Origin of the sequence: Actinacidiphila sp. bgisy167 (genome assembly GCF_965342175.1) — a bacterium.
In the GTDB taxonomy this organism is placed as follows: Bacteria; Actinomycetota; Actinomycetes; order Streptomycetales; family Streptomycetaceae; genus Actinacidiphila.
Genome location: NZ_CBDRBL010000019.1, coordinates 30,564 through 51,789, shown reverse-complemented (window position 1 = coordinate 51,789; position 21,226 = coordinate 30,564). Strand labels below are relative to the sequence as shown.

The 21,226-nt window shown below is 72.7% G+C and carries 17 protein-coding genes; 11 read left to right on the top strand and 6 right to left on the bottom strand.

Translation table 11 applies throughout. The features are described from left to right. Positions 1-15 precede the first annotated feature (15 nt). Together ACRWND_RS10450 and ACRWND_RS10445 are read right to left on the bottom strand one after the other, a co-directional pair. Positions 16-1,554 (bottom strand): YfbK domain-containing protein, encoded by a 1,539-nt coding sequence (locus ACRWND_RS10450; protein ID WP_431948338.1) that lies wholly within the window; start codon positions 1,552-1,554, stop codon positions 16-18. 254 nt (positions 1,555-1,808) lie between these two features. After that, positions 1,809-3,086 (bottom strand): APC family permease, encoded by a 1,278-nt coding sequence (locus ACRWND_RS10445; protein ID WP_431948336.1) that lies wholly within the window; start codon positions 3,084-3,086, stop codon positions 1,809-1,811. Between the two features lie 997 nt (positions 3,087-4,083). Between ACRWND_RS10445 and ACRWND_RS10440 the strand changes: the two genes are divergently transcribed. The 5 genes from ACRWND_RS10440 (at position 4,084) to ACRWND_RS10420 (ending at position 8,750) form a co-directional block, all read left to right on the top strand. Continuing rightward, positions 4,084-6,663 (top strand): nitrate- and nitrite sensing domain-containing protein, encoded by a 2,580-nt coding sequence (locus ACRWND_RS10440; protein ID WP_431948334.1) that lies wholly within the window; start codon positions 4,084-4,086, stop codon positions 6,661-6,663. A 58-nt stretch (positions 6,664-6,721) separates the two neighbouring features. Further along, on the top strand, positions 6,722-7,147 hold the full coding sequence (locus tag ACRWND_RS10435; RefSeq protein ID WP_431948332.1) for a roadblock/LC7 domain-containing protein: 426 nt from the start codon (positions 6,722-6,724) through the stop codon (positions 7,145-7,147). Between the two features lie 19 nt (positions 7,148-7,166). Continuing rightward, the gene (locus ACRWND_RS10430; RefSeq protein ID WP_431948330.1) at positions 7,167-7,517 is read left to right on the top strand and encodes a DUF742 domain-containing protein; all 351 of its coding nucleotides are present in this window, start codon (positions 7,167-7,169) and stop codon (positions 7,515-7,517) included. Between the two features lie 84 nt (positions 7,518-7,601). Continuing rightward, positions 7,602-8,222 carry a GTP-binding protein gene (locus ACRWND_RS10425; RefSeq protein ID WP_431948328.1) on the top strand — a complete coding sequence of 207 codons (621 nt, stop codon included), beginning with the start codon at positions 7,602-7,604 and terminating at the stop codon, positions 8,220-8,222. A gap of 120 nt (positions 8,223-8,342) precedes the next feature. Further along, positions 8,343-8,750 carry a hypothetical protein gene (locus ACRWND_RS10420; RefSeq protein WP_431948326.1) on the top strand — a complete coding sequence of 136 codons (408 nt, stop codon included), beginning with the start codon at positions 8,343-8,345 and terminating at the stop codon, positions 8,748-8,750. Positions 8,751-8,912: 162 nt separating this feature from the next. Here ACRWND_RS10420 and ACRWND_RS10415 read toward each other — a convergent pair whose 3' ends face one another. After that, positions 8,913-9,941 (bottom strand): rod shape-determining protein, encoded by a 1,029-nt coding sequence (locus ACRWND_RS10415; protein WP_431948324.1) that lies wholly within the window; start codon positions 9,939-9,941, stop codon positions 8,913-8,915. 409 nt (positions 9,942-10,350) lie between these two features. Here ACRWND_RS10415 and ACRWND_RS10410 point away from each other — a divergent pair, with 409 nt between their 5' ends. The 3 genes from ACRWND_RS10410 to ACRWND_RS10400 all read left to right on the top strand — a co-directional run bounded on the left by ACRWND_RS10410 (position 10,351) and on the right by ACRWND_RS10400 (position 14,952). After that, positions 10,351-11,403, top strand: a complete 1,053-nt coding sequence (locus ACRWND_RS10410; protein WP_431948322.1) for a peptidoglycan DD-metalloendopeptidase family protein — start codon at positions 10,351-10,353, stop codon at positions 11,401-11,403. Between the two features lie 224 nt (positions 11,404-11,627). Further along, on the top strand, positions 11,628-13,307 hold the full coding sequence (locus tag ACRWND_RS10405; RefSeq protein WP_431948320.1) for a hypothetical protein: 1,680 nt from the start codon (positions 11,628-11,630) through the stop codon (positions 13,305-13,307). Then, positions 13,297-14,952, top strand: coding sequence for a hypothetical protein (locus tag ACRWND_RS10400; RefSeq protein ID WP_431948318.1), 1,656 nt, complete (start codon positions 13,297-13,299; stop codon positions 14,950-14,952). Before ACRWND_RS10405 ends, ACRWND_RS10400 begins: the two co-directional genes overlap by 11 nt. A 115-nt stretch (positions 14,953-15,067) precedes the next feature. On the opposite strand, the gene ACRWND_RS10395 is transcribed toward ACRWND_RS10400, so the two are convergent. Next, entirely contained in the window at positions 15,068-16,525 is a 1,458-nt protein-coding gene (locus tag ACRWND_RS10395; protein ID WP_431948316.1) for a glutamate decarboxylase, read from the bottom strand. 76 nt (positions 16,526-16,601) lie between these two features. Continuing rightward, positions 16,602-17,258, bottom strand: coding sequence for a leucine efflux protein LeuE (gene leuE / locus ACRWND_RS10390; RefSeq protein WP_431948314.1), 657 nt, complete (start codon positions 17,256-17,258; stop codon positions 16,602-16,604). 54 nt (positions 17,259-17,312) lie between these two features. On the opposite strand from leuE, the gene ACRWND_RS10385 reads away from it, so the two are divergent. Beyond that, positions 17,313-18,086, top strand: coding sequence for a MerR family transcriptional regulator (locus tag ACRWND_RS10385; protein ID WP_431948312.1), 774 nt, complete (start codon positions 17,313-17,315; stop codon positions 18,084-18,086). Here the strand turns inward: ACRWND_RS10385 and ACRWND_RS10380 are convergent. Continuing rightward, on the bottom strand, positions 18,067-18,438 hold the full coding sequence (locus ACRWND_RS10380) for a YbjQ family protein (RefSeq protein WP_431948310.1): 372 nt from the start codon (positions 18,436-18,438) through the stop codon (positions 18,067-18,069). The two genes, ACRWND_RS10385 and ACRWND_RS10380, sit on opposite strands and share 20 nt — an antisense overlap. A 193-nt stretch (positions 18,439-18,631) precedes the next feature. Between ACRWND_RS10380 and ACRWND_RS10375 the strand changes: the two genes are divergently transcribed. Further along, positions 18,632-19,363 carry a DedA family protein gene (locus ACRWND_RS10375; RefSeq protein ID WP_431948308.1) on the top strand — a complete coding sequence of 244 codons (732 nt, stop codon included), beginning with the start codon at positions 18,632-18,634 and terminating at the stop codon, positions 19,361-19,363. Positions 19,364-19,445: 82 nt separating this feature from the next. Next, the gene (locus ACRWND_RS10370) at positions 19,446-21,068 is read left to right on the top strand and encodes a threonine/serine ThrE exporter family protein (RefSeq protein WP_431948306.1); all 1,623 of its coding nucleotides are present in this window, start codon (positions 19,446-19,448) and stop codon (positions 21,066-21,068) included. Positions 21,069-21,226 lie beyond the last annotated feature (158 nt).

Here is a 21,226-nt window from a genome sequence, read left to right as displayed (position 1 = left end):
TCAACTGATACCGCGTCAGCCCGCGCGGAGCGCGTACGCGCTGTCGACGGCGCGCGCCAGGTCGCGTACCGCCGGGTCCTCGGTGATCTCGGCCAGGGCGTGCGCGGTCTCACCGAGCTCGGCGAGACCGGGCGCGCCGGGCAGCTGCCTGTCTCCCGTGTCGTAGGTGCGCAGCGCGTCGGCGAAGTACGCGGCGACCGCGTCCACGCGGAGCCTCGGGGAGGTGCCGGAGTCCCACAGCCGCCCGGAGAGCCGGTCCGCCTCGACGGCGCCGGCGGCCTCGTGAGGGGAGCGGTCGTGCGGGTCGAGCCAGCGCACGGTGGCCGTGGCGACGTGGCCCCGGGCGCCCTCCTTCAGCCGCACGGCGTAGAGCGCGGTGACGGTGTGGCCGGGACCGACCTCGCCGCCGTCCACGCGGTCGTCGCGGAAGTCCTCGTCGGCGACGGCGCGGTTCTCGAAGCCGATCAGGCGGTAGCGCTCGACCGTGCGCGGGTCGAAGGAGACCTGGGCCTTGGCGTCGCGGGCGCGCAGGCCGATGTTGACCGGCAGCCGGTCCACGAACAGGGCGCGGGCCTCCGCCGGGGTGGCGACGTACGAGGTGTGGCCGTCGCCCTTGTCGACCAGTTGCTCCATCAGCTCGTCGCCGTACTCGCTGCCGACGCCGACCCCGAAGAGCGCGACGCCGTGTTGTGAGCGGGCCCGGTCGATCCGCTCCAGCAGGGCGTCGGGTTCGGTCTCCCCGGTGTTGGCGAGGGCGTCGGAGAGCAGGACGACCCGGTTGGTGGACCCGCGCCGGGCGCTCTCCAGGGCCACGTCGTAACCGGTGCGTAGGCCCGCTTCCAGGTTGGTGGAGTCCTCCGGCTCGAGACGGTCGACCACCGAGCGGGCGTGCTGCCGGGCGCCCTTGGCGCCGAGCCTGGTGTGCGGCAGGACCACCCGGGCGCGGTCGCTGAAGGCCACGACGGCGAGGGAGTCGTCGTCCCGCAGTTCGCCGATCGCGGCGCGCAGCGCCTGTCGGACGAGGTCGAGGCGGCCGGTCTCGCCCATGGAGCCGGAGACGTCCACGACGAAGGTCAGGACGGCCGGCGGCCTCTCGCCCTCGTCCGCGGGGCGGGTGGCGAGGCCGACCCGCAGCAGGGACCAGCCCCGCTCGTCGCCGATGCGGGCGCCGTCGACGGTGACGGAGAAGCCGTCCCCCCGGGGAGCGGGGTAGTCCTGCCGGAAGCTGTTGACGAACTCCTCGTAGCGCACGTCGGCCGGCGAGGGCAGCGATCCCTCGTCGAGCCGCCGCCTGGCGTAACCGTACGAGGCGGTGTCGACGTCCAGCGCGAAGGTCGACAGCCGGGCGGTCTCCGGTCCGTCGGCCGGGTTCCGCCCGCTGCCGTCGCCGCCCTGCCCGGTCCACCCCGAGCCGTACCCGGGCGCCTGGGCGCCGCGGCCGGGGCCGTGCTCGGCGCCGGAGCGGGAGCGGTTCCCGCTCTCTCCGGCGCTGCACCCCGCCACCATCGCCGCCGCCGCGACCGCCGCCACCGTCATCGCCGTGATCCGCCGCATGAATGTCACCCCCGTCGGCGCCCCGTGCGCCTTCTGTGACTGTGACGTACGCGGTCCGCACGGGGCGGCATCGGTGCCGTTGCGGAAGCGTCTCAGTTGGGCCAACGCCTCTTCGGGCGTGGGGCGATGGGCGCTGCCAGGCCCATCGTCCGGAGCGGATGGCGCGGCTTGTCCCGCCCTCCCCGGCAGGGGCCGCCGGTGCTGTGGCTGGTTCCGGCCGGCGCCGCTGTCGTGGCGACCCGAGGCGACCGGCGTCAGGTGTTCCGGCGGCTGCGTGCCGCGTACAGCGCCGCCCCCGCGACGAGCACGGCCGCGCCCGCGGCGGCGGAGGTCCAGGGCAGGGCGAAGGCCAGGACGAGGCAGCCGAGCAGACCGACGGCGGGCACGAGCCGTCGGGCGCCGGGGCCCAGGGTCCAGGCGGAGGCGTTGGCGACGGCGTAGTAGACGAGGACGCCGAAGGAGGAGAAGCCGATCGCGCCGCGCAGGTCGGCGGTGGCGGCGAGCACGGCGACGACGGCGCCGACGGCGAGTTCGGCGTGGTGGGGAACCCCGAAGCGCGGATGCACGGCGGCCAGGGCCCGCGGCAGGTGGCCGTCGCGGGCCATGGCCAGCGCCGTGCGGGAGACCCCGAGGATCAGCGCGAGCAGGGAGCCGACGGCGGCGACCGCCGCGCCCACCCGCATCAGCGGCGCGAGGCCGCCCGCGGCATCGGCCAGCGGTGCCGCCGAGCCGGCGAGTCCCTGCGGGCCCAGCACCGCGAGCAGGGCGACCGCGACGGCGGCGTAGACGGCCAGGGTGACGCCGAGGGCCAGCGGGATCGCGCGGGGGATGGTGCGCGCGGGGTCCCGTACCTCCTCGCCGAGCGTGGCGATCCTGGCGTACCCGGCGAAGGCGAAGAAGAGCAGGCCGGCCGCTTGCAGCACGCCGCCGACGGTCGCGTCGGCCCCGATGTCCAGCCGGGTCGCGTCGGCCCCGATGTCCAGCCGGGTCGCGTCGGCCCCGATGTCCAGCCGGGTCGCGTCGGCCTCGCCGCCGGTGAACGCGGCGACCACGAAGGCCGCGAGCACCGCGAGGACGACCGCGACGATGCCCCGGGTGAGCCAGGCGGCCTTCTGCACGCCGGCGTAGTTGACGGCGGTGAGCGCCACGACGGCGGCGACACCGACCGCTCGCTGCTGCTCCGGCCAGACGTACGCGCCGATGGTCAGGGCCATCGCCCCGCAGGAGGCGGTCTTGCCGACGACGAAGGACCATCCCGCCAGATAGCCCCAGAAGGGCCCGAGCCGTTCGCGTCCGTAGACGTAGGTGCCGCCGGAGGCGGGGTAGAGCGCGGCGAGCCGGGCCGAGGACATGGCGTTGCAGTAGGCGACGACGGCGGCCGCCGCGAGCCCGAGGAGCAGCCCGGAGCCGGCGGCGTGGGCGGCCGGTGCGAAGGCCGCGAAGACCCCGGCGCCGATCATCGAGCCGAGTCCGATGACGGTGGCGTCGAAGACGCCGAGCCGTCGCTGCAGTATCGCGTTTCCACCGGTCACGGCGGCAAAGGTATACCGTGCCGCCGCCGGAGGAGACGCCGGCGGACCGCCTCCCGCGACCGCCGGGAACGGCGGTGGTACGGCGGGTGGCGGCCCGGCGACGAGCGGACGACGTGCGGGCGCCGACGGCGGACGCGGGCCCCACGGCGGACCCGGCGCGGCGCAGGTCGGCCGGGACGGGAGGCGTCCGCCCGCCCGGCCGCCGCGCGCTCCCGCCCCGCGCGGTGGGACGTGACGGAAGCGGCCGCAGTCGGTCGGCCGGCCTGCTCGACACGGTGGGTGAGAGCGGGCCGGTGGGGGCCGACGACGCGCAGGATGACTCCCGCGCGTGCGTTGCGGTCGACGACGGACGTGGCCGGTCGGTTGGGAGGGAGCAGACCCGCGCAGGGCAGCGCCTCCGCACGGTCCATCCATCGCACGAGGGCGGGGGGCGGTATGCCTGCTCGGTTGCTGCCGGCCCCACCGGCGCTGACGGCGCATCGCTTCCCACGAGCTCCTCGTCGCCGACCTCCCCGCCGCTCAGCGGCCCCGAAGACCACGGCAGACGGCGCGACGCAGGACCGCAGCACGCCGCCGCCAACAAGGCTTTCCGCACGCCGAGATGAGCGTCGCGAGTCCGCGACCGTGTGCAGCCCTCACCTCGCGATCCTGGGAACGCCGCAGGGCGGGAGTCGCGCACCATGATGACCGGTCCTCGACACAGACTGGCCATGTCCCCGACATGTTGCGTGCACCTCCATCACGATATCTACGAGATGCTGGAGACCGTCTCCGCGCGGGGCGGGCCGGGGCCTCGACGGGGCCTCACATCCTGAGCCCGTGCTCACGACGACCTCTCGCCGGCCGGCGGCCGCAAGCCGTCAGGGCGCTGCTCGCGGGAGCCCCCCCCGCGAGTCGACGGTCCCCGCTCGACCTCACGTCACCGACCTCCGCCGGATCCCGGTCCGGTTCGGGTCGCACCGACTCACATGCAGTACAAGGGACTTGGCAGGCTTTCATGAGATCGCGCAGATGGACGGTTCGCCGCAAGCTGAATGCCCTGCTGCTACTCCCCCTTCTCTCGTTGACCGCCCTGTGGGCCTACGGGGCGAACCTGTCCCTGGGCAACGCCCTCACCCTCGCTCACGTGGACACGATCGGCACCCGCCTGGCCCACCCCTTGGGCGAGGTCGTCATCGACCTCCAAGTGGAGCGGCGCAACTCCCTGATCGCGCTGGCGCTGCAGGCGCCCGCGGAAAAGGGACGCAGTGACCGCGCTCACTGGCGCGACCTGGCAGCCAGCCGTGCCGCCACGGACACCTCCGTGCGGGCTTTCCTGGCCGAGGCCGAGCAGAGCAGCGTCCGCGACGTCGAGAACCCCGAAGTCCGCCGTAGCGTCGACGCCGCCGAGGACGCTCTCGCGGGGATCGGGGGGCTGCGCCGGCAGATCGACAGCCTCGCGCTGCCTCCCGCCGAGGCGCTGGCCTCGTACACGGCCGTCAACGCAGCGATCTCCGGAGCGTTCCACGCGATGACGATCCTGCCGGACGAGGAGGCGCAGAAGTTCGGACAGGCCCTCGACACGCTGGTGGTCGGCGGGGACTTCCTCTCCCAGGAGGACGCCCTGATCTCGGCCGCAGCGGTCTCCGCGCACCACCGACTTGACCCAGCCTCCTACAGTGCCGTGGTCCAGAACATCGGCGCCGCACGGCACTTCACCGCCATGGCTCTGCAGTCCCTCCCCGCACCCCAGCGGGCCCAGTTCGAGGCGCTGTCCAAGGACGGAGGCCCGCAGGCGAAGGTCACGGCGATGGAGGAGCAGATCATCGCGGCCGGCCCCGACGCACCGGGCCTGCCGTTCCCTGTCCTTGAATGGCGCAAGGCGTACGACGCGCAGTGGCGGGCCACCAACCAGCTGGCCTTGAACGACATCTCCGTGGTGTTCACCCTCACCGGTCCGCCGGCGACGCGTGCCTTCGTGGAGCTGCTGGTGAGCGGCCTGTTCGGACTGGGCCTGCTGGTGGCCTCGGGTCTGCTGTCGGTGAGAATCACCCGGTCACTCGTCAGCGACCTGGGCCGCCTGAACGAGTCCGCCCGCAGTCTCACCGACGTGAAACTGCGTGACGTGGTCGGGCGCCTTCGCCGCGGTGAGCTGGTCGACGTCGAGGACGACCTGCGCCGGCCCGACTTCGTCAACCGCGAGATCGCCGAACTGGGCGAGGCTTTTCACGCCCTCCAGTCGACGGCCGTCGAACTCGCCGCCGAGGACATCCGCCTCCGTCGCGGGATCAGCGATGTGTTCGCCAACCTCGCCAGAAGGAGCCAGTCACTGGTCAACCGGCAGCTCAGCCTCCTCGACTCCATGGAAAAGCAGGAGGAGGACCCTGCGCTGCTGCAGTCGCTGTTCCAGCTCGACCACCTCGCCACCCGGCAACGCCGCTATGCCGAAGGCCTGATCATCGTCTCGGGCTCGTCGACGGGCCGTGTGTGGCGGCACCCGGTTCCGGCGGTGGACGTGGTGCGCGGCGCGGTCGCCGAGACCGAGGGCTACGACCGGGTCATCGTCCCGCCCGTGCCACCGGTCGGCATCAGCGGTCACGCGGCGGCCGACATCGTCCATCTGCTCGCCGAACTCATCGAGAACGCACAGAACTTCTCCCCGGCCGGCAGCCAGATCCGGGTCGGCGCGGGCGTCGGCGCGGGCGGCCTGGTCGTGGAGATCGACGACCGCGGCCTCGGCATGCTTCCCGAAGACCTGCAGGCGGCCAACGAGCGGATCACCCAGTCCGTGGACGTCAGCGCCGTGGACAGCACACGACTCGGCCTGGTGACGGTCGGCAGGCTCTCCCAGCGCCATGGCGTCCATGTGACTCTCCGCTCTTCGCCCTACGGTGGCATCACCGCCATCGTGCTCATCCCGAACACGCTGCTGGAGGACCCGGCCCGCCCAGCCGAGCCGGCGGACACGAGGGCGGAACCGGGAGCCGCACCCGGTTCCGGTCCGGGCAGGCTTCCCGGGCCGGCCGGCGCACCTGCGCTGCGGGCCCGGCCTCCCCAGGCGGGGCCTGCCCCCGAGTGGGCTCCGGCCGGCCCAGCCGCGCCGACGGGCGCGTGGACACCCGCGACCCACGCGCACCCCGGTGCTCTCCCTGCGGGGACTGTGGAGCCATGGCGCCACACGGCCGGCACGTCGCCCGCCGCCGCAAGCTCGGCACAGGTGCAGGACCAGGCCGCGGCCACCGTCCCGGAGATGATCGACGGCCTGCCGCGCCGGGTGCGGCAGGCCAGCCTGGCACCGCAGCTCAAGACCGAGAACGCCGGCCCGCCGGCGCCACCCGACTGGGGCGGAGCCCGGTCGGGCGATCACACGCCGGCCGCCGGGCCGGCGCCCTACCGGGGAGGTCTCCCCGGACCGGGCGTCACCGGAGTGCTCGACCCCTGGTCCGTGCGTCAACTGGACGCGGACGCGTCCGGGGCAGCGCCGGACGGCGGTGAGGCGGTGGCGGACGGCCCGGCCACCAGCCGTCCGGCCCAAGTGCGCTCTTTGATGTCCGCCCTGCAGGCGGGAGCCGCCCGAGGCCGTCTCGAACCGCTCTGAGCCCGCCGAGATCCGGCGCTCCCCTTCAACGACCGCTCGTCCAGGAGAGGACAACTCGATGACACCGACGCCCGCCACCGAGACCACCGCGAACCTCGGCTGGCTCCTCAACGACATGGTGCAGCGCGTGCCGAGCATCGGCCACGCCGTCGTGCTGTCGACCGACGGCCTGCTGCTCGCGGGCTCCGACGGACTCGCCCGGGAGCACGCGGAGCAGCTGTCCGCCGTCGCCTCGGGCTTCCACAGCCTCGCCAAGGGCACCGGCCGCCACTTCGGCGGGGGTACGGTGCGCCAGACGATGGTCGAGATGGAGGCCGGATACCTCTTCGTCTGCGCGGCGGGGGACAACGCGTGCCTCACCGTGCTCTCGCCCGAGCAGGCCGACATCGGCGTGGTCGCCTACGAGATGGCGAGGCTCGTCCGGCAGGTCGGCCGGCACCTCTCCGTGGCTTCCCGGCCCCCGCACGAGCCCTCGGACCAGTGAAGTGGGCGGTAGCTGGTGGGTGGACGACGAGGCGGTCCCTCTCGTACGCCCCTACGCCCTGGTACGCGGCCGCACCCACGCGCGGAAGGGCGCCTTCGACCTGGTCTCCTACGTCGTCGCCGTCATGGAGCACCTGGACACCTGGCTGGAGACGGAGCCGGAGCACACCAGGCTGCTGTCCCTGTGCCGGCAACCCCTGTCGGTGAGCGAACTCACGGCCCGCAGCGGACTGCCTATCGGGGTGGTCCGGGTGCTCCTGGGCGACCTGCTGGTCATGGGCGCCATCAGGGTCCGTGAGCCCTCCCCCGACGGAGAGCGCCCCTCCCTCTCCCTCATCCGCATGGTTCTCGCCGGCCTCCAGGCCCTGTGAGCGCCGCAGGCCCGGACGGCAACGAGACGAACCGGAAGTGGCGTGTACCGCCCTCGACACGAAACGCCCAGAAATGGAACGGCGATGATTCAAGCCCTCTCGCACGAGCCCTCTGTTCCGGGGCCGGCCGAAGACCTTCCCCAAGCTGTCAAGATCCTGGTCTCGGGCGGCTTCGGCACGGGCAAGACCACCTTGGTGTCGACCGCTAGTGAGATCACTCCCTTTCACACCGAGGAACGCCTCACCCGGTCCGGTATCGGGATCGACGACACCTCCGGTGTGGGAGAGAAGACGACGACCACCGTCGCCATGGACTTCGGGCGCATCGCCATCCACGACCGGCTCGACCTGTTCCTGTTCGGCACGCCCGGGCAGGACCGTTTCTGGTTCATGTGGGACGAGCTCGCGTCCGGGGCCCTGTGCGCGGTCGTCCTCGTGGACACCCGCCGTCTGGACGCGTCCTTCGCGTCCATCGACTACTTCGAGCGGCGCCGACTGCCGTACGTAGTGGCCGTCAACGTCTTCGACGACGCCCGTGTGTACCCGGCGGAGACCGTGCGGGCGGCTCTCGATGTCGACGTGACCGTTCCCGTGCTCTCCTGCGACGCACGGCAGCGCGCATCGGTGAAGCAGCTCCTGGTCTCCGCGGTGACCCACGTGCTGAGAGTCGAGGAGCTCCTGGCCGGAGTGGGTGCGGCCGAGTAGAGCGGTGGCGGCCGCCCCCGTGTCCGTCGCGGAGGATGCGCCAATTCCAGGGCTGCCGGGACGCGAGAGGATACTCCGACGGGACGGACAGAAAGACAGCTTCGAGTGAGGGGGCCTACGTTGCCGCACCAGCACGACTCCGAGCGGGAACCGCACGCCGTGGTGCGCGTGGAGATCACACCGGACCCGGCGGACCTGATCGGGGCGTGTCTGCGTACGCTCGCGGAACGTCCGGAGTCACCGGGCACGACCACGCACGACCTGGAGTCACGCGAAAGGGCGCTGGCTGATCTGACGAAGTCGTTCCTGGACGAGGTCGCTGCCTCAGGGCTGAAGCAGACCGGAGACGACCGCGTGCCCGAGAGCACCCGCATCGAGGTCGTCGCTGATCCGGTTTTCCCCGTGGCCGCTGTCATTGAGGCCGCGCAACACCTCGTGGCCGCCATCGACCACGGCATCTGGCTGACCTACGGGCCGCACAAGGGCACCCTTCACATGTGCCCCCGCTTCATCTCACTGTGCCTCTAGCCAAGAGGCCGCGCGGATAGGCGGGCCGGCGTCGCGGGTCGACGGCTCTCGCCTGGCGGCGTTGTCGTCGGTCGCCGCAGCTCCGCTGCGTCTCCCTTCTCCGCCTTGCCGGGCTCGGCCCTCGACCCCCTCCTTTCTCCACCCCGCCGATCCGCGCGACCTCTAAGCGGTCACCGGGTCCAGCGGCGCCGGGACGGGCTGGCCCTCCATCATGGCGCCGAGCCCGCGCACCGCGCAGACGTCGGGCCGGTCCGCGATCGTGACCGGCATCCCGGTGGACTGGCGGAGCATGGCGTCCAGGCCCGGCAGCAGCGCGCTGCCGCCCGCGAGCATGATGCCGCGGTCGGTGAGGTCGGCGACCAGGTCCGGCGGGCACCGCCGCAGCACCTGGCCGATCCCGTCGACCAGCGTCGCCATGGGCATCCGGATCGCCTGCCGTACGGCCTCGGTGTCGACGCGGACCGTGCGGGCGATCCCGCTGGCGACGTCGCGGCCCTGGACCTCGGCGCTGGGCGCGAGGGGCCCGGGCGCGGAGAGGATCTCGTGCAGCGGCCGGACCGACTGGCTGGGCAGCACCAGTTCGTGCTTGTTGCGCAGGTGCTGGACGACGGCGTGGTCGATCGCGTCGCCGCCCACCGCGATGGTCTCCGCGGCGACGATCGAGCCCATCGAGATGACCGCGATCTGCGTGGTGCCGGCTCCGGCGAGCATGATCATCGTGGCTTCGGGCTCGTCGACCGGCAGCCCGGCCCCGATGGCGGCCGCGATGACGGAGTCCACGAGTTCGACCCGGCGCGAACCGAGGCCGTACAGCGTCTCGACGGCGGCCCGCTGGGCCAGCGGCCCGCTGCCGGTGGGGGTGCAGACGGCGGCCCGCAGCATCGGCTTGCGCCGCCACGCTTTGCGGAGCTGACCGCCCAGCAGGTGACGGAGCATACGCTGGGCCATCTCGATGTCGACGACCATCCCGGCCTGGATGGGGCGGACCACGCGGATGTGCTCGGGTGTGCGGCCGGTCATCTTCTCGGCGAGCGAGCCGACGGCGACGAGGGCGCCGCTGTGCGCGTTGACGGCGGCCACGCTCGGCTCGTCCACGACGAGTCCCTGGTGCTTGAGGTAGACACGGGTGCGCGACGCCCCGAGGTCGACGGCAACGGAGCAACGACGCAGATGCGCCAGACTGACGGTCACGGCAGATCCTCCCCGAGGGGCCGGTTCCCGGGACCGCCCCTGCGGCGGCCCGTCTGATCATCGTGCGGGCGCAAGTCGAAATCCGCCTGTTGTGATACTCCGAGCGGTTGATCCGTCTATCGCATGATCCGTGCCGCGAGGATCGCGATGCCACCTCCGGCTCCTTCAGGACCCGCGCGGACGGGACCGGGTCGACCGGGCCGCCCACATCACCGTCGGCGTGCGGACGCAACCCGGCGAGCCGGGCGGGCGAGGCGCCGATGTCCTCCTCGCGCCACTCCACGAGGCCGTCGGACGGTCGGCGCGACTCGACCCGGCCGCCCGGACGCGGTCACCCCGCCGGGTGGCCGCGGCCGGGCGGGGCGTGTCGTCCGGGCGCTGCGGTGACCAGGCCCGACAGGATCGGGCGATGCGATGGAGGACGGCGGCCGTGGCCCTGTGCCTGCTCCTGGCCGGTGCGCCGGCGATGGCCGACGAGCACCCCCGGCCCGGCCCGCCGGCCCGGGCGGAGCGGCTGTACGCGCAGGCGGCCCGTGCGGTGCAGGCGTACGAGGACACCGAGCGGGCGGCCCGCCGCAAGCGCGCCGAGCTGCGGCTGCTGCGCCGGGCCGCGGCGGTGGAGCGGCGGCGGCTGACGGCGGTGCGGGACCTGATCGGGGCGATGGCGCGCAGCGAGTACCGCAGCGGGTTGATGGGGCCGTCGGCACGGCTGCTGCTGGCCGACCGGCCCGAACGGCTGCTGGAGGGCGTGGCGCTGGCCCGGCAGGGCCAGCACGCGCAGGCGGCGCTGCTGGCCCAGCGGATGCTGGCGGAGCGCCGGCTGGAGGCGAAGACCGAGGCCGTCAGGCGGACGCTGAAGGCGCTGGCCCGCGAGGCCCGCCGCAAGGACGCGCTGCTCCGGCGCATCGAGGCGCGGCTGCTGCGCGCCCGTGCCGGGCTGTCCGCCCGGGACCTCGCCCTCATGTCCCACGGGGGGCTCTCGGCGGACTGCCCGCGCGAGGCGCCCCCGGCCCCGTCACGGTCCTCCGCCGCATCACGTCGCCCCGAGGCGCCGCGCTGGGTGCGCCCGGTGGCGCATTACACGCTCACAGCCGGCTACGACGCCTCCGGCGCGCACTGGGCGCACCGCCACACCGGTCAGGACTTCGCGGTGCCGCCGGGCACCCCGGTCCGGGCGGTGGGCGGCGGCACGGTGGTGGTGGCCGCGTGCGGCGACGGCTTTGGGAACCAGATCGTCGTCCTGCACGACGGCGGCTACTGCACCCACTACGCCCATCTGTCCGTCCTGGAGGTCGCCCCCGGTCAGCGGGTCCGCGCGGGCGAGCGGATCGGCCGGTCCGGCAACTCCGGCAACTCCACGGGTCCCCACCTGCACTTCGAGGTCCGCGTGACGCCCCAGATGGGTTCCTCGGTCGCCCCGCTGCCCTGGCTGGCCCGGCACGGCGTGCGCATCCGCCACTGACCTCCCCGGGGGCGCGGGCTACGGGACGCGGCCCACGGGACGCGATCCAGGGAAGCGGTGCCGGAAGGCGTGTCCCACCCCGTCCCGTCCGTGCTCCATGGCACCCCGCCCCCGCCTGCACCGCACCGCCACCCCTGCACACAGGACGCACACAGGTCCGCTAAGGTTCGGCCTCCGGCGTTTGATCATTTCGGCGCCGTTCTCTGACCTGTGGGGGGTCTTGCATGCGCATCTCGCGCGCACATCGGCCTGCCGTCCTCCGAAGCGCGGCCGTCCTTCTACTCACCACCGGCCTCGCGGCCGGACCGCTGACCGCCTGGCCTGCGTACGCCGACGATGCGACGGTCAGCGGGCTGGCGACCGGCGACGACGGCACCCTGGCCGTGGACCTGGCCGACGGCGAGGCCCTGTGGGTCAAGGTGAGTGTCCGGGCGTCCGCCGCGCCCGACGCTCCCGTGCTGGCCTCGACCGACAACCTGTCCTTCTCCTGGCAGCGCGGCTGGTACACCGACCGGCCCATCGGCCTGCCCGCGGGGACCGCGTACGGCGACTACCCGGTGGACGTCGACTACCGCCTGCCCGGCGGCACCGTCCAGCACTGGAGCGGGGCCGAGCACGGCGCGGCGGGACTCTTCGGCTACCGGCTGCACACCGGTGTCGGCAGGCTCGCCTACGACCGGGACCACACCGACTTCGACCACCGGACGGCGGTGCTCACCGGCACCGTCACGACCTTCGACCCGGCGACCGGCACCACCGGTCCGGCCGCGCCCGGCACCACGGTGCGGGTGAACTGGACCGCCCGCGTCGGGGTGGACGCCAGGCAGGGCTCGGCGACGGCGACGTCCGCGGCCGACGGCACCTTCTCCCTCGGCGTGACGCCCGGCGGCACGCTCACCGCGGGCGCCGCCGTGGTGACCGGCGGGGCCGACACCGACCCGGGGGCCCCGGTCGCCCTCCCGCAGCTGCCGGCGGAGGCGGTGCAGTACCGGATCAGCGCCGACCCGTCGGCCAAGCGGGTCCACAAGGGCAAGACCTTCACCGTGCGGGGCACCGTCCAGCGGCTGACCGACGCGGGCTGGAAGCCGTTCGCCGGGGCGCCCCTGGTCACCACACCGCAGCCGCCGGACGTCTACCGCTACACCACGTCCGGCCTGATGGGCACGGGGACGGCGGACACCTCCGGCACCTTCGCCTTCGCGGCGACGGCGACCAGGACGACGCACCACTACACCTATGTCAGGCCGTCGGAGTACGTGTCCGGCTTCGCGTACACCGAGCACCTGGTCAACGTGCCGACGCCCGGCGCCTATTCGGGCGTCTCGATGTCGCTGGACGCCTACGGGAAGGTCACCGCCAAGGGCAAGCTGGCCGGCTCCTGCTGGAGGGCACCGGTCTCCCTCCAGTACTCCAAGAACGGCAGCACCAGCTGGAGGACCCTCAAGTCGGGCTCCGCCGGGGAGTCCTCGGGCGGCAAGTGCTCCTTCTCGGTGAGCGCCTACGGCTACACCGACGGCTACTACCGCCTGTACCACCCCGAGTCGGACGGCATGCTCGCGGTCACCTCGGCCAAGAAGCGGCTGTACCGCACCGTCACCCGGATCGTCTCCTTCGACATGACGCCCAACAGCCCGCGCGTGGGCGGCGCGCTGAAGGCCCGGGGCACGCTGCAGTACAAGTCGGGCAGCAAGTGGAAGGCGTACAAGGGCGGGAAGGTCGTGATCGTCTTCCGGCCCAAGGGCAAGAGCACCTGGTACTGGACGGTCATGGGCCGCACCGACTCGGCCGGACGCTTCAGCCTGAAGACCAAGGCCTACGGCGACGGCACCTGGGCCGCCTGTCTGGAGGCCGACTCCAAGCACTTCTACAGCGAGTCGAAGACGGAGTACGTCAATGCCCGTTGATTCCCGGCGCGCTCTCGCGCTGATCGTCTCGGTGGCCGCGCTCTCCTCCGGATTCGCCGTCACCCCCGCCCTCGCCGACGACGCCGGCCCGCTCGGCATCGGTGTGGCCCGCACGGCCGACGCCGAGCGCGGCTCCTTCACGGTGCCGGTGTGGACGGACGAAGCCGGTTCGGCGATCACCTCGGTCACGGCGACCGTGCGCGACGGCGACTCGGTCGTCGTGGACGCGCTCGCGCTGTCCGGCGTGGGGGAGCGGTGGTCGGTGCCGTCCGGCGCCCCGCTGAGGCTCACCGAGGACGGCGGCGCCATGCCGCACCTGGGCCGGTACGCCATCGACGTCACCGCCACCGACGACCAGGGCCGCACCGTCACCCGCACGGACGCCGGCATCCTGGACTTCACCCTGCGCCCGGTCCTCGCCGGCACCGGCCTGACCCGTACGGAGCTCGACAAGGACCACCGCACGACGGCCGTCACCGGCACGCTCCTCGGCGTCCAGCCGGGCAGCGGCGACCAGGTGCCCATCGAGGGCGCCACCGTGGATGTGACCTGCGTCTACGACTCCTCCGCCGGGCGGCCCGACGGCATTGGGCAGGCCGTGACCGGGGCGGACGGCTCCTTCACCTCCCCGCAGTTCCCGATCGGTTCGTGGGCGGAGCTGAAGGCGGCGTTCTCCGCGAACGACGAGCGGGTCCACGGCGCCGCGACCGAGGGCGCGGGCTCCCCCCGGCTCCGGCAGACCTCCGTGGTCGTCACCGCCAAGGCCGACCGCACCCGCGCGGTGCCCGGCCAGGCGGTGACCATCAGCGGCAGCGTCAAGGACTCCGCGGGCGCCCCGGTGGCGGGCGTGCCCGTGCGGCTGTGGCTGACCGCGGGCACGGCGGTCACGGTCACCAGCAACGCGTCGGGCGCCTTCAGCGGCAAGGTGATCGCCGCCCCGTACGCGTACGGGGCCTGGTCCGCCGCCGAGGCGGACCCGTACCTGACCGCGTCCGGCGCCGCGAGCGGTTCGATCGTCCTCCCGGCGGACTCCCTCTTCACCGAGGTCAGCGCCAAGATCGGCGCGGACGCCAAGGTGACCATGTCCGCCCGGCTGTACTCCGCGTACGACCGGGTGACATCGATCTACCGTCCCCAGGTGGTGCACCTGGAGTACTCCAAGGACGGCAGGACGGGCTGGCAGGACCTCGGCAAGGCGAACGCGGCCGACAACGGCAGTGTCGTGACGATCGCGAAGTGGGGCAACCTCGACGGCTACTACCGGCTGCACCACTACGTCTCCGACCAGTTCGCGGAGAGCGCCACCAAGCCGGTCCGGCTGACCCGCACCAACACCCGGATGTACTCGATCAAGGCGTCCGCGACGAAGAAGGTCAAGAAGGGCGCCACCGTCACCTTCACCGGCACGCTGAAGGAGTACGTCTCCAAGTCCTGGCGGCCGTACAAGGGCCGCCACGTCGAGCTGTTCTTCCAGAAGAAGGGCTCGACGAAGTGGACGTACGTCTCCTCGGGCACGACGAGTTCGACGGGCAAGGCCACGCTCAAGGGCAAGCCGTCCTCCGACGGCACGTGGCTGATCCAGTACTTCGGTGACTCCAAGCACTTCAACAGCGACGGCACTCCCGTCTACGTCGACGTGCGCTGACACAACGCACCACCCGCGCGAGGCGGGGGTGGGCCGGGCGACCGGCCTGCCCCCGCCCTCGCCCGTACCGGCCTCGACGCGCGGCGTCCACCGGAGCCGGTGGGCGGCGGGCCGCTCAGTGGTGGAAGGCGGTGGGCGCCTCGCCGGGCGGGTGGAGCGGGTGCTCCTGGGCCCGCAACTGGGGGAGGAGGCGCTCCAGGTCGGCGAGGAAGAGGTCGGCGAGGTCCTCGGAGAAGCCGTTGCGGACCACGATGCGCAGCACCGCCAGGTCCTCGCGGTCCGGCGGGTAGGTGTAGGCGGGGACCTGCCAGCCCCGCTCGCGCACCCGCCGGGAGACGTCGAAGACGTCGTACGCGGTGACGTGGTCGGCGGTGGTGAAGGCGAAGACCGGGAGCTGGTCGCCGCGGGTGATCAGCCGGAAGTCCCCCAGGTCCTCGATCCGCGCGGCCAGGTAGGTGGCCACGTCGCGGGCGGTCTGCTGGACGGTGCGGTAGCCGTCCCGACCCAGCCTGAGGAAGGTGTAGTACTGGGCGACGACCTGGGCGCCCGGCCGGGAGAAGTTGAGGGCAAAGGTCGGCATGTCGCCGCCGAGGTAGTTGACCCGGAAGACCAATTCCTCGGGCAGCGCCTCGGTGTCCCGCCACAGCGCCCAGCCGACGCCGGGGTAGACCAGCCCGTACTTGTGCCCGGAGGTGTTGATGGACGCCACCCGCGGCAGCCGGAAGTCCCAGACCAGGTCCTCGTCGAGGAAGGGGGCGATCATCGCCCCGGAGGCACCGTCGACGTGGACGGGGATGTCGAGTCCGGTCCGCTCCTGCAGGGCGTCGAGGGCGGCGCAGACCTCGGCCACGGGCTCGTACGAGCCGTCGAAGGTCGAGCCGAGGACGGTCACGACGCCGATGGTGTTCTCGTCGCACAGCGCGACGGCGGCGTCCGCCTCCAGGTGCAGCCGCTCGCCCTCCATCGGCACCAGGCGCGGCTCGACCTCCCAGTAGTCGCAGAACTTCTCCCAGCACACCTGCACGTTGCCGCCCATGACCAGGTTGGGCCGGGCACTGCCGGGATGGCGTCCGCCGCCGGCGCGCCTGGTCAGGCGGCGCGTGAGGGAGGCGCGGGCGGCGCCGTCCCCGGCGCGCTTCGCCCAGCGGCGCTTCAGGGCCATCCCGGCGAGCATGCAGGCCTCGGAGGAGCCGGTGGTGGAGCAGCCGACGGCGCTCTCCGGATCGGGCGCGTGCCACAGGTCGGCGAGCATCGACACGCACCGCCGCTCCAGTTCCGCGGTGCGCGGGTACTCGTCCTTGTCGATCATGTTCTTGTCGAGGCACTCGCCCATCAGCACCCCGGCCTCCGGCTCCATCCACGTGGTGACGAAGGTGGCCAGGTTGAGCCGGGCGTTGCCGTCGAGCATCAGCTCGTCGTGGACGAGCTGGTACGCCGTGCCGGGCGTCATCGGGCCGTCCGGGAGCCGGTGCTTCGGCGGCGCCTCGCGCATTCCGGCGACCGGGTCGGCCCCGGCGTAGAAGGGGTTCACGGCGAGTTTCGGAAGGCCTTCGGCACCCTTGTGTAGCGACATAACGTCACGATACGGGCGGAATCCGTCACCGGCAGGTCGGCGGCGGGTCGGCGGCGGGGGCTTCAGGGAGCGCCGGTCAGCCCGCAGAGGACAGCGACAGCTTGGCCGCGAAGCCGAGGAAGAGCGCCGCGGCACCGGAGGTCAGCCCCGCCGCCAGGCGCTTGCGACGGCGGAACTGGGCGGCCAGGCGGGTGCCGCCGAAGATCAGCAGCGTCAGGTAGCAGAAGCTGAAGAGCTGCGCGATGGCGCCCAGTGCAAGGAAGGACAGCGCGCGGTGCGCGTAGGCGGGGTCCACGAACTGCACGAAGAAGGAGATGAAGAACAGGATCGCCTTGGGGTTGAGCAGGCTGATCACCAGTGCCCGCCGGAACGGCCGCTCGGCGTCCCCCGCCTCATCGGCCGTCGCTGAGGCCGCCGGCTCCGCGCTCCGCGACCGCCACATGCCCCAGGCGGCCCGCGCCATCCCGAACGCGATCCACGCCAGGTAGCCGGCGCCGGCGTACTTCACGATGCCGAAGAGCACGGCGTTGGCCTCGAGCAGCCCGGCCACGCCCGCCGCAGAGGCGGTCATCAGGACGGTGTCACCGAGGAAGACGCCCATGGCCGCGCGGTACCCCGTCCGGACGCCGCGGCGCGCCGCGACGGAGAGCGTGTACAGCGAGTTCGGCCCGGGCAGCAGCACGATCAGGACGGTGCCCAGCACATACGTCGGCAGGTCGGTGATTCCCAGCACGCGCATCAATATGGCACTTGCACCTCACGCGGCGTGAGGCTTCAGGGTGTGGTCATGAACGCGAGCACGGGCTACCCGGTCGGGCAGGTGGCGGGTTTCGCCGGCGTGACCGTCCGCACGCTGCACCACTACGACGAGATCGGGCTGCTCTCGCCGAGCGCCCGCAGCCACGCGGGCCACCGGCGCTACAGCGACGCCGACCTCGACCGGCTGCAGCAGATCCTCTTCTACCGGGAGCTCGGCTTCCCCCTGGAGCAGGTGGCGGTCCTCCTCGACGACCCGGACGCGGACCCGCGGGAGCACCTGCGGCGCCAGCACGAGCTGCTGAGCGCGCGCATCGGGAAGCTGACGGAGATGGCCGACGCCGTCCAACGAGCCATGGAGGCACGCACGATGGGCATCAACCTCACGCCCGAGGAGAAGTTCGAGGTCTTCGGGGACTACGACCCCGACCGGCACGCCGAGGAGACCAGGGAGCGCTGGGGGAACACCACGGCGTACGAGCAGTCGCAGCGCCGGGCCGCCTCCTACACCAAGGAGGACTGGTTGCGGATCAAGGCCGCGCAGGACGACTGGAGCGCCCGGCTGGTCGCGCTCCGCGAGTCCGGCGCCCCGGCCGACGGCGAGGCCGCGATGGACCTGGCCGAGGAGCACCGGCGCTTCATCGTGGACCACTACTACGACTGCTCCTACGAGATCCACACCGGTCTCGCCGGGATGTACCTGGCCGACCCGCGCTTCAACGCCTACTACGAGTCGATCGCGCCGGGCACCGCCCAGTACGTGCACGACGCGATCATGGCCAACGCTAGGCGTGCCGGGGTGTGATCACCGCCGCCGTGCCGTAGGCGCACACCTCGGTGCCCACGTCGGCCGCCTCGCTGACGTCGAAGCGCATCATCAGCACCGCGTTGGCGCCGCGCGACTGCGCCTGCTCCACCAGCCGCTCCATCGCCTCGGTGCGGGTCTGGGCCAGGGTCTTGGTGAGTCCCTTCAGCTCGCCGCCGATCAGGGACTTCAGGCCCGCGCCGATCTGGCTGCCCAGGTGGCGGGAGCGCACGGTGAGGCCGAAGACCTCGCCGATGACCCGCTCCACCCGGTAGCCCGGCACATCGTTCGTCGTGACCACCAGGACGGCGGACCGGGCCGACTGTCCGCCGCCGTACTCGTCGATACCCATACCGGCATCGTCGTCCCTCCGCCGCGCTCCCGCGCGGTCTGGCGTCGTGGCGGACGGCCGCAGTGCGGACGGAGGCGGTGCGGGAGTGGCGGACGGTGCTCGATGGTGCGCGTTGACGTGCCCAAAAGGGCCGTAGCCGATCGTTCCCGGTCGGGGAACCGTTCGGTCGCGATCGCGTTGGTACTTTTGGCGCGTGACGACTCTCGCCCTGGGCCCGCAATGGCTCGACCCCGATTACCTCATCTCGTCCGCGGGCCTCATCGGCCTGCTGGCGATCGTCTTCGCCGAGTCGGGTCTGCTCATCGGCTTCTTCCTGCCGGGTGACTCCCTGCTCTTCACCGGTGGCCTGCTGGTCGCGGGCGGCAAGCTGGACTGGCCGATCTGGGCGGTGTGCCTGCTGGTCGTGCTCGCGGCGATCGCCGGCGACCAGGTGGGCTACCTCTTCGGCCGCAAGGTCGGGCCCGCGCTCTTCCGGCGTCCGGACTCCAAGCTCTTCAAGCAGGAGAACGTCGAGAAGGCCCACGAGTTCTTCGAGCGGCACGGTGCCAAGTCGATCGTGCTCGCCCGCTTCGTCCCCATCGTGCGGACCTTCACCCCGATCATCGCCGGCGTCAGCCGCATGAACTACCGCGTCTTCGTGACGTACAACATCGTCGGCGGCCTGCTGTGGGGCGCCGGCGTCACCCTGCTCGGCTACTGGCTGGGCCAGATCGAGTTCGTCCGCACGCACATCGAGCTGATCCTCGTCGGCATCGTGCTGCTCTCGGTCGTCCCGATCGCCATCGAGTTCCTGCGGGCCCGCGCCGCCTCCCGGAAGGCCGCGCCGTCCCGGGCGTCCGACTTCGAGGCCGCGCCCGAGGGCGAGGCCGGCCCGCCGCCGCTCCAGCGCGGCACCGGCGGGCGGCACCGCGCGAACCGCCGTTAGCGGACGGGGACCGGGCAGTCGCCGCTGAGCCGAGGGGGAGGGCCGCCGAGCCCTTCCCCTCGGCACGCCCGCACCCGATCACATGCCGAAAGGAGGACGTGTGGCGCATCCCGAGGAGCCCGAGCAGCAGACAAGCGGCTCGGAGTTCACCGCGCCCCTGGGAGTGGAGCTGCCCAGAACCGAACCGCGGGGTTCCGCCTTCTCCCGCCCGGGGGCACGGACCTCCCCGCAGCTGTCCCACCCGGCCTTCACGCCGCCCGACGGCATCCCCATCGTCAGACTCTCCAAGGAGACCCCCTGGCCCGACCGCATGCGCACGATGCTGCGCATGCCCGTCGGCGAGCGTCCCGCCCCCGAGCAGCCGGCCCGGCGGCCGGAGGCGGAGGCCGGCCCGCCGATCCCGCGCGTGCTCGACCTGGCGCTGCGCATCGGTGAGCTGCTGCTGGCCGGCGGCGAGGGAGCGGAGGACGTCGAGGCGGCGATGCTCGGTGTGACGCACGCCTACGGGCTCGGGCGGGTCGAGCCGACCGTGACCTTCACCCTGCTGAGCATCTCCTACCAGCCCTCGCTGGTGGACGCGCCGGTCACCGCCAACCGCACGGTGCGCCGCCGGGCCACCGACTACACCCGTCTCGCGGCCGTCTTCCGGCTGATCAACGACATCACCGCGGCGGATCTCAGCCTGGAGGACGCCTACCGGCGGCTCGCCGGGATACGCCGCAACCGGCACCCGTACCCGGGCTGGCTGCTGACCCTGGCGGCCGGGCTCCTGGCGGGCGCGGGCAGCGTGCTCGTCGGCGGCGGCGGTCCGCTGGCCTTCGTGATCGCGGCGCTCGGCGCGATGCTGGGCGACCGGCTGGCCTGGCTGTGCTCCGGCCGGGGGCTGCCGGAGTTCTACCAGTTCGTCGCCGCCGCGATGCCCGCCGCCGTGATGGGGGTGCTCGTCGCCCGCTACGGCCAGTACCTGCCCGGTGCGGGCACCCTGCAGGCGTCCGCGGTCATCACCGGTGGGCTCTTCGCCCTGATCCCCGGGCGGCCCCTGGTGTCGGCCGTGCAGGACGGCCTGACCGGCTTCTACATCACCGCCTCCGCGCGACTGCTGGAGGTGATGTACCTCTTCACCGGCATCGTCGTCGGCGTGACGCTGGTTCTGTACGCCGGGGTCAGCCTGGGCGCTCAGCTCGACCCCGACAAGGGCTTCCGGGCCTACGAGAACCCGCCGGTGCAACTGGCGGCCGCGATGGTGCTCAGCCTCGCCTTCGCCGTGCTGCTCCAGTGCGAGCGCGGCGTGCTGGCGGTCGCCGCGCTGGGCGGCGGTGTCGCGTGGACGGTCTACGCGGCGCTGCACCAGGACAGGATCGGCGTCGGCATGTCGCCGGTCGCGGCCACCGCGGTCGCCGCCGGCGTGGTGGGCCTCCTCAGCCAGGTGCTCTCCCGCTATCGCCGGGCCTCCGCGCTGCCGTACGTCACGGCGGCCATCGGCCCGCTGCTGCCGGGCTCCGCGACGTACTTCGGACTCCTCGGGCTGACCCGAGGTCACCTGGATCAGGGATTCACCTCGCTGACGAAGGCGGCGGCGCTGGCGCTCGCCGTGGCCATCGGGGTGAACCTGGGAGGGGAGATCGCGCGGCTGTTCATCAGGCTGCCCGGTGGCGCCCACCAGGCACGACGCCGCGCGGCGGCCAAGCGGACGCGCGGTTTCTGAGCCTTCCGGACCGCGCCGCCTCGCCGTCCGGCGGCCGCGCGGGCAACCTGATGTTAACTGTCCGTATCGTGGTCGTAGTTGACTGTAATCGGTTTTAGGGGTTTCACTTCATCAACTGGAGTCCGTTCCGGGGCAAACCCCGACCTTTCGGAGGCATG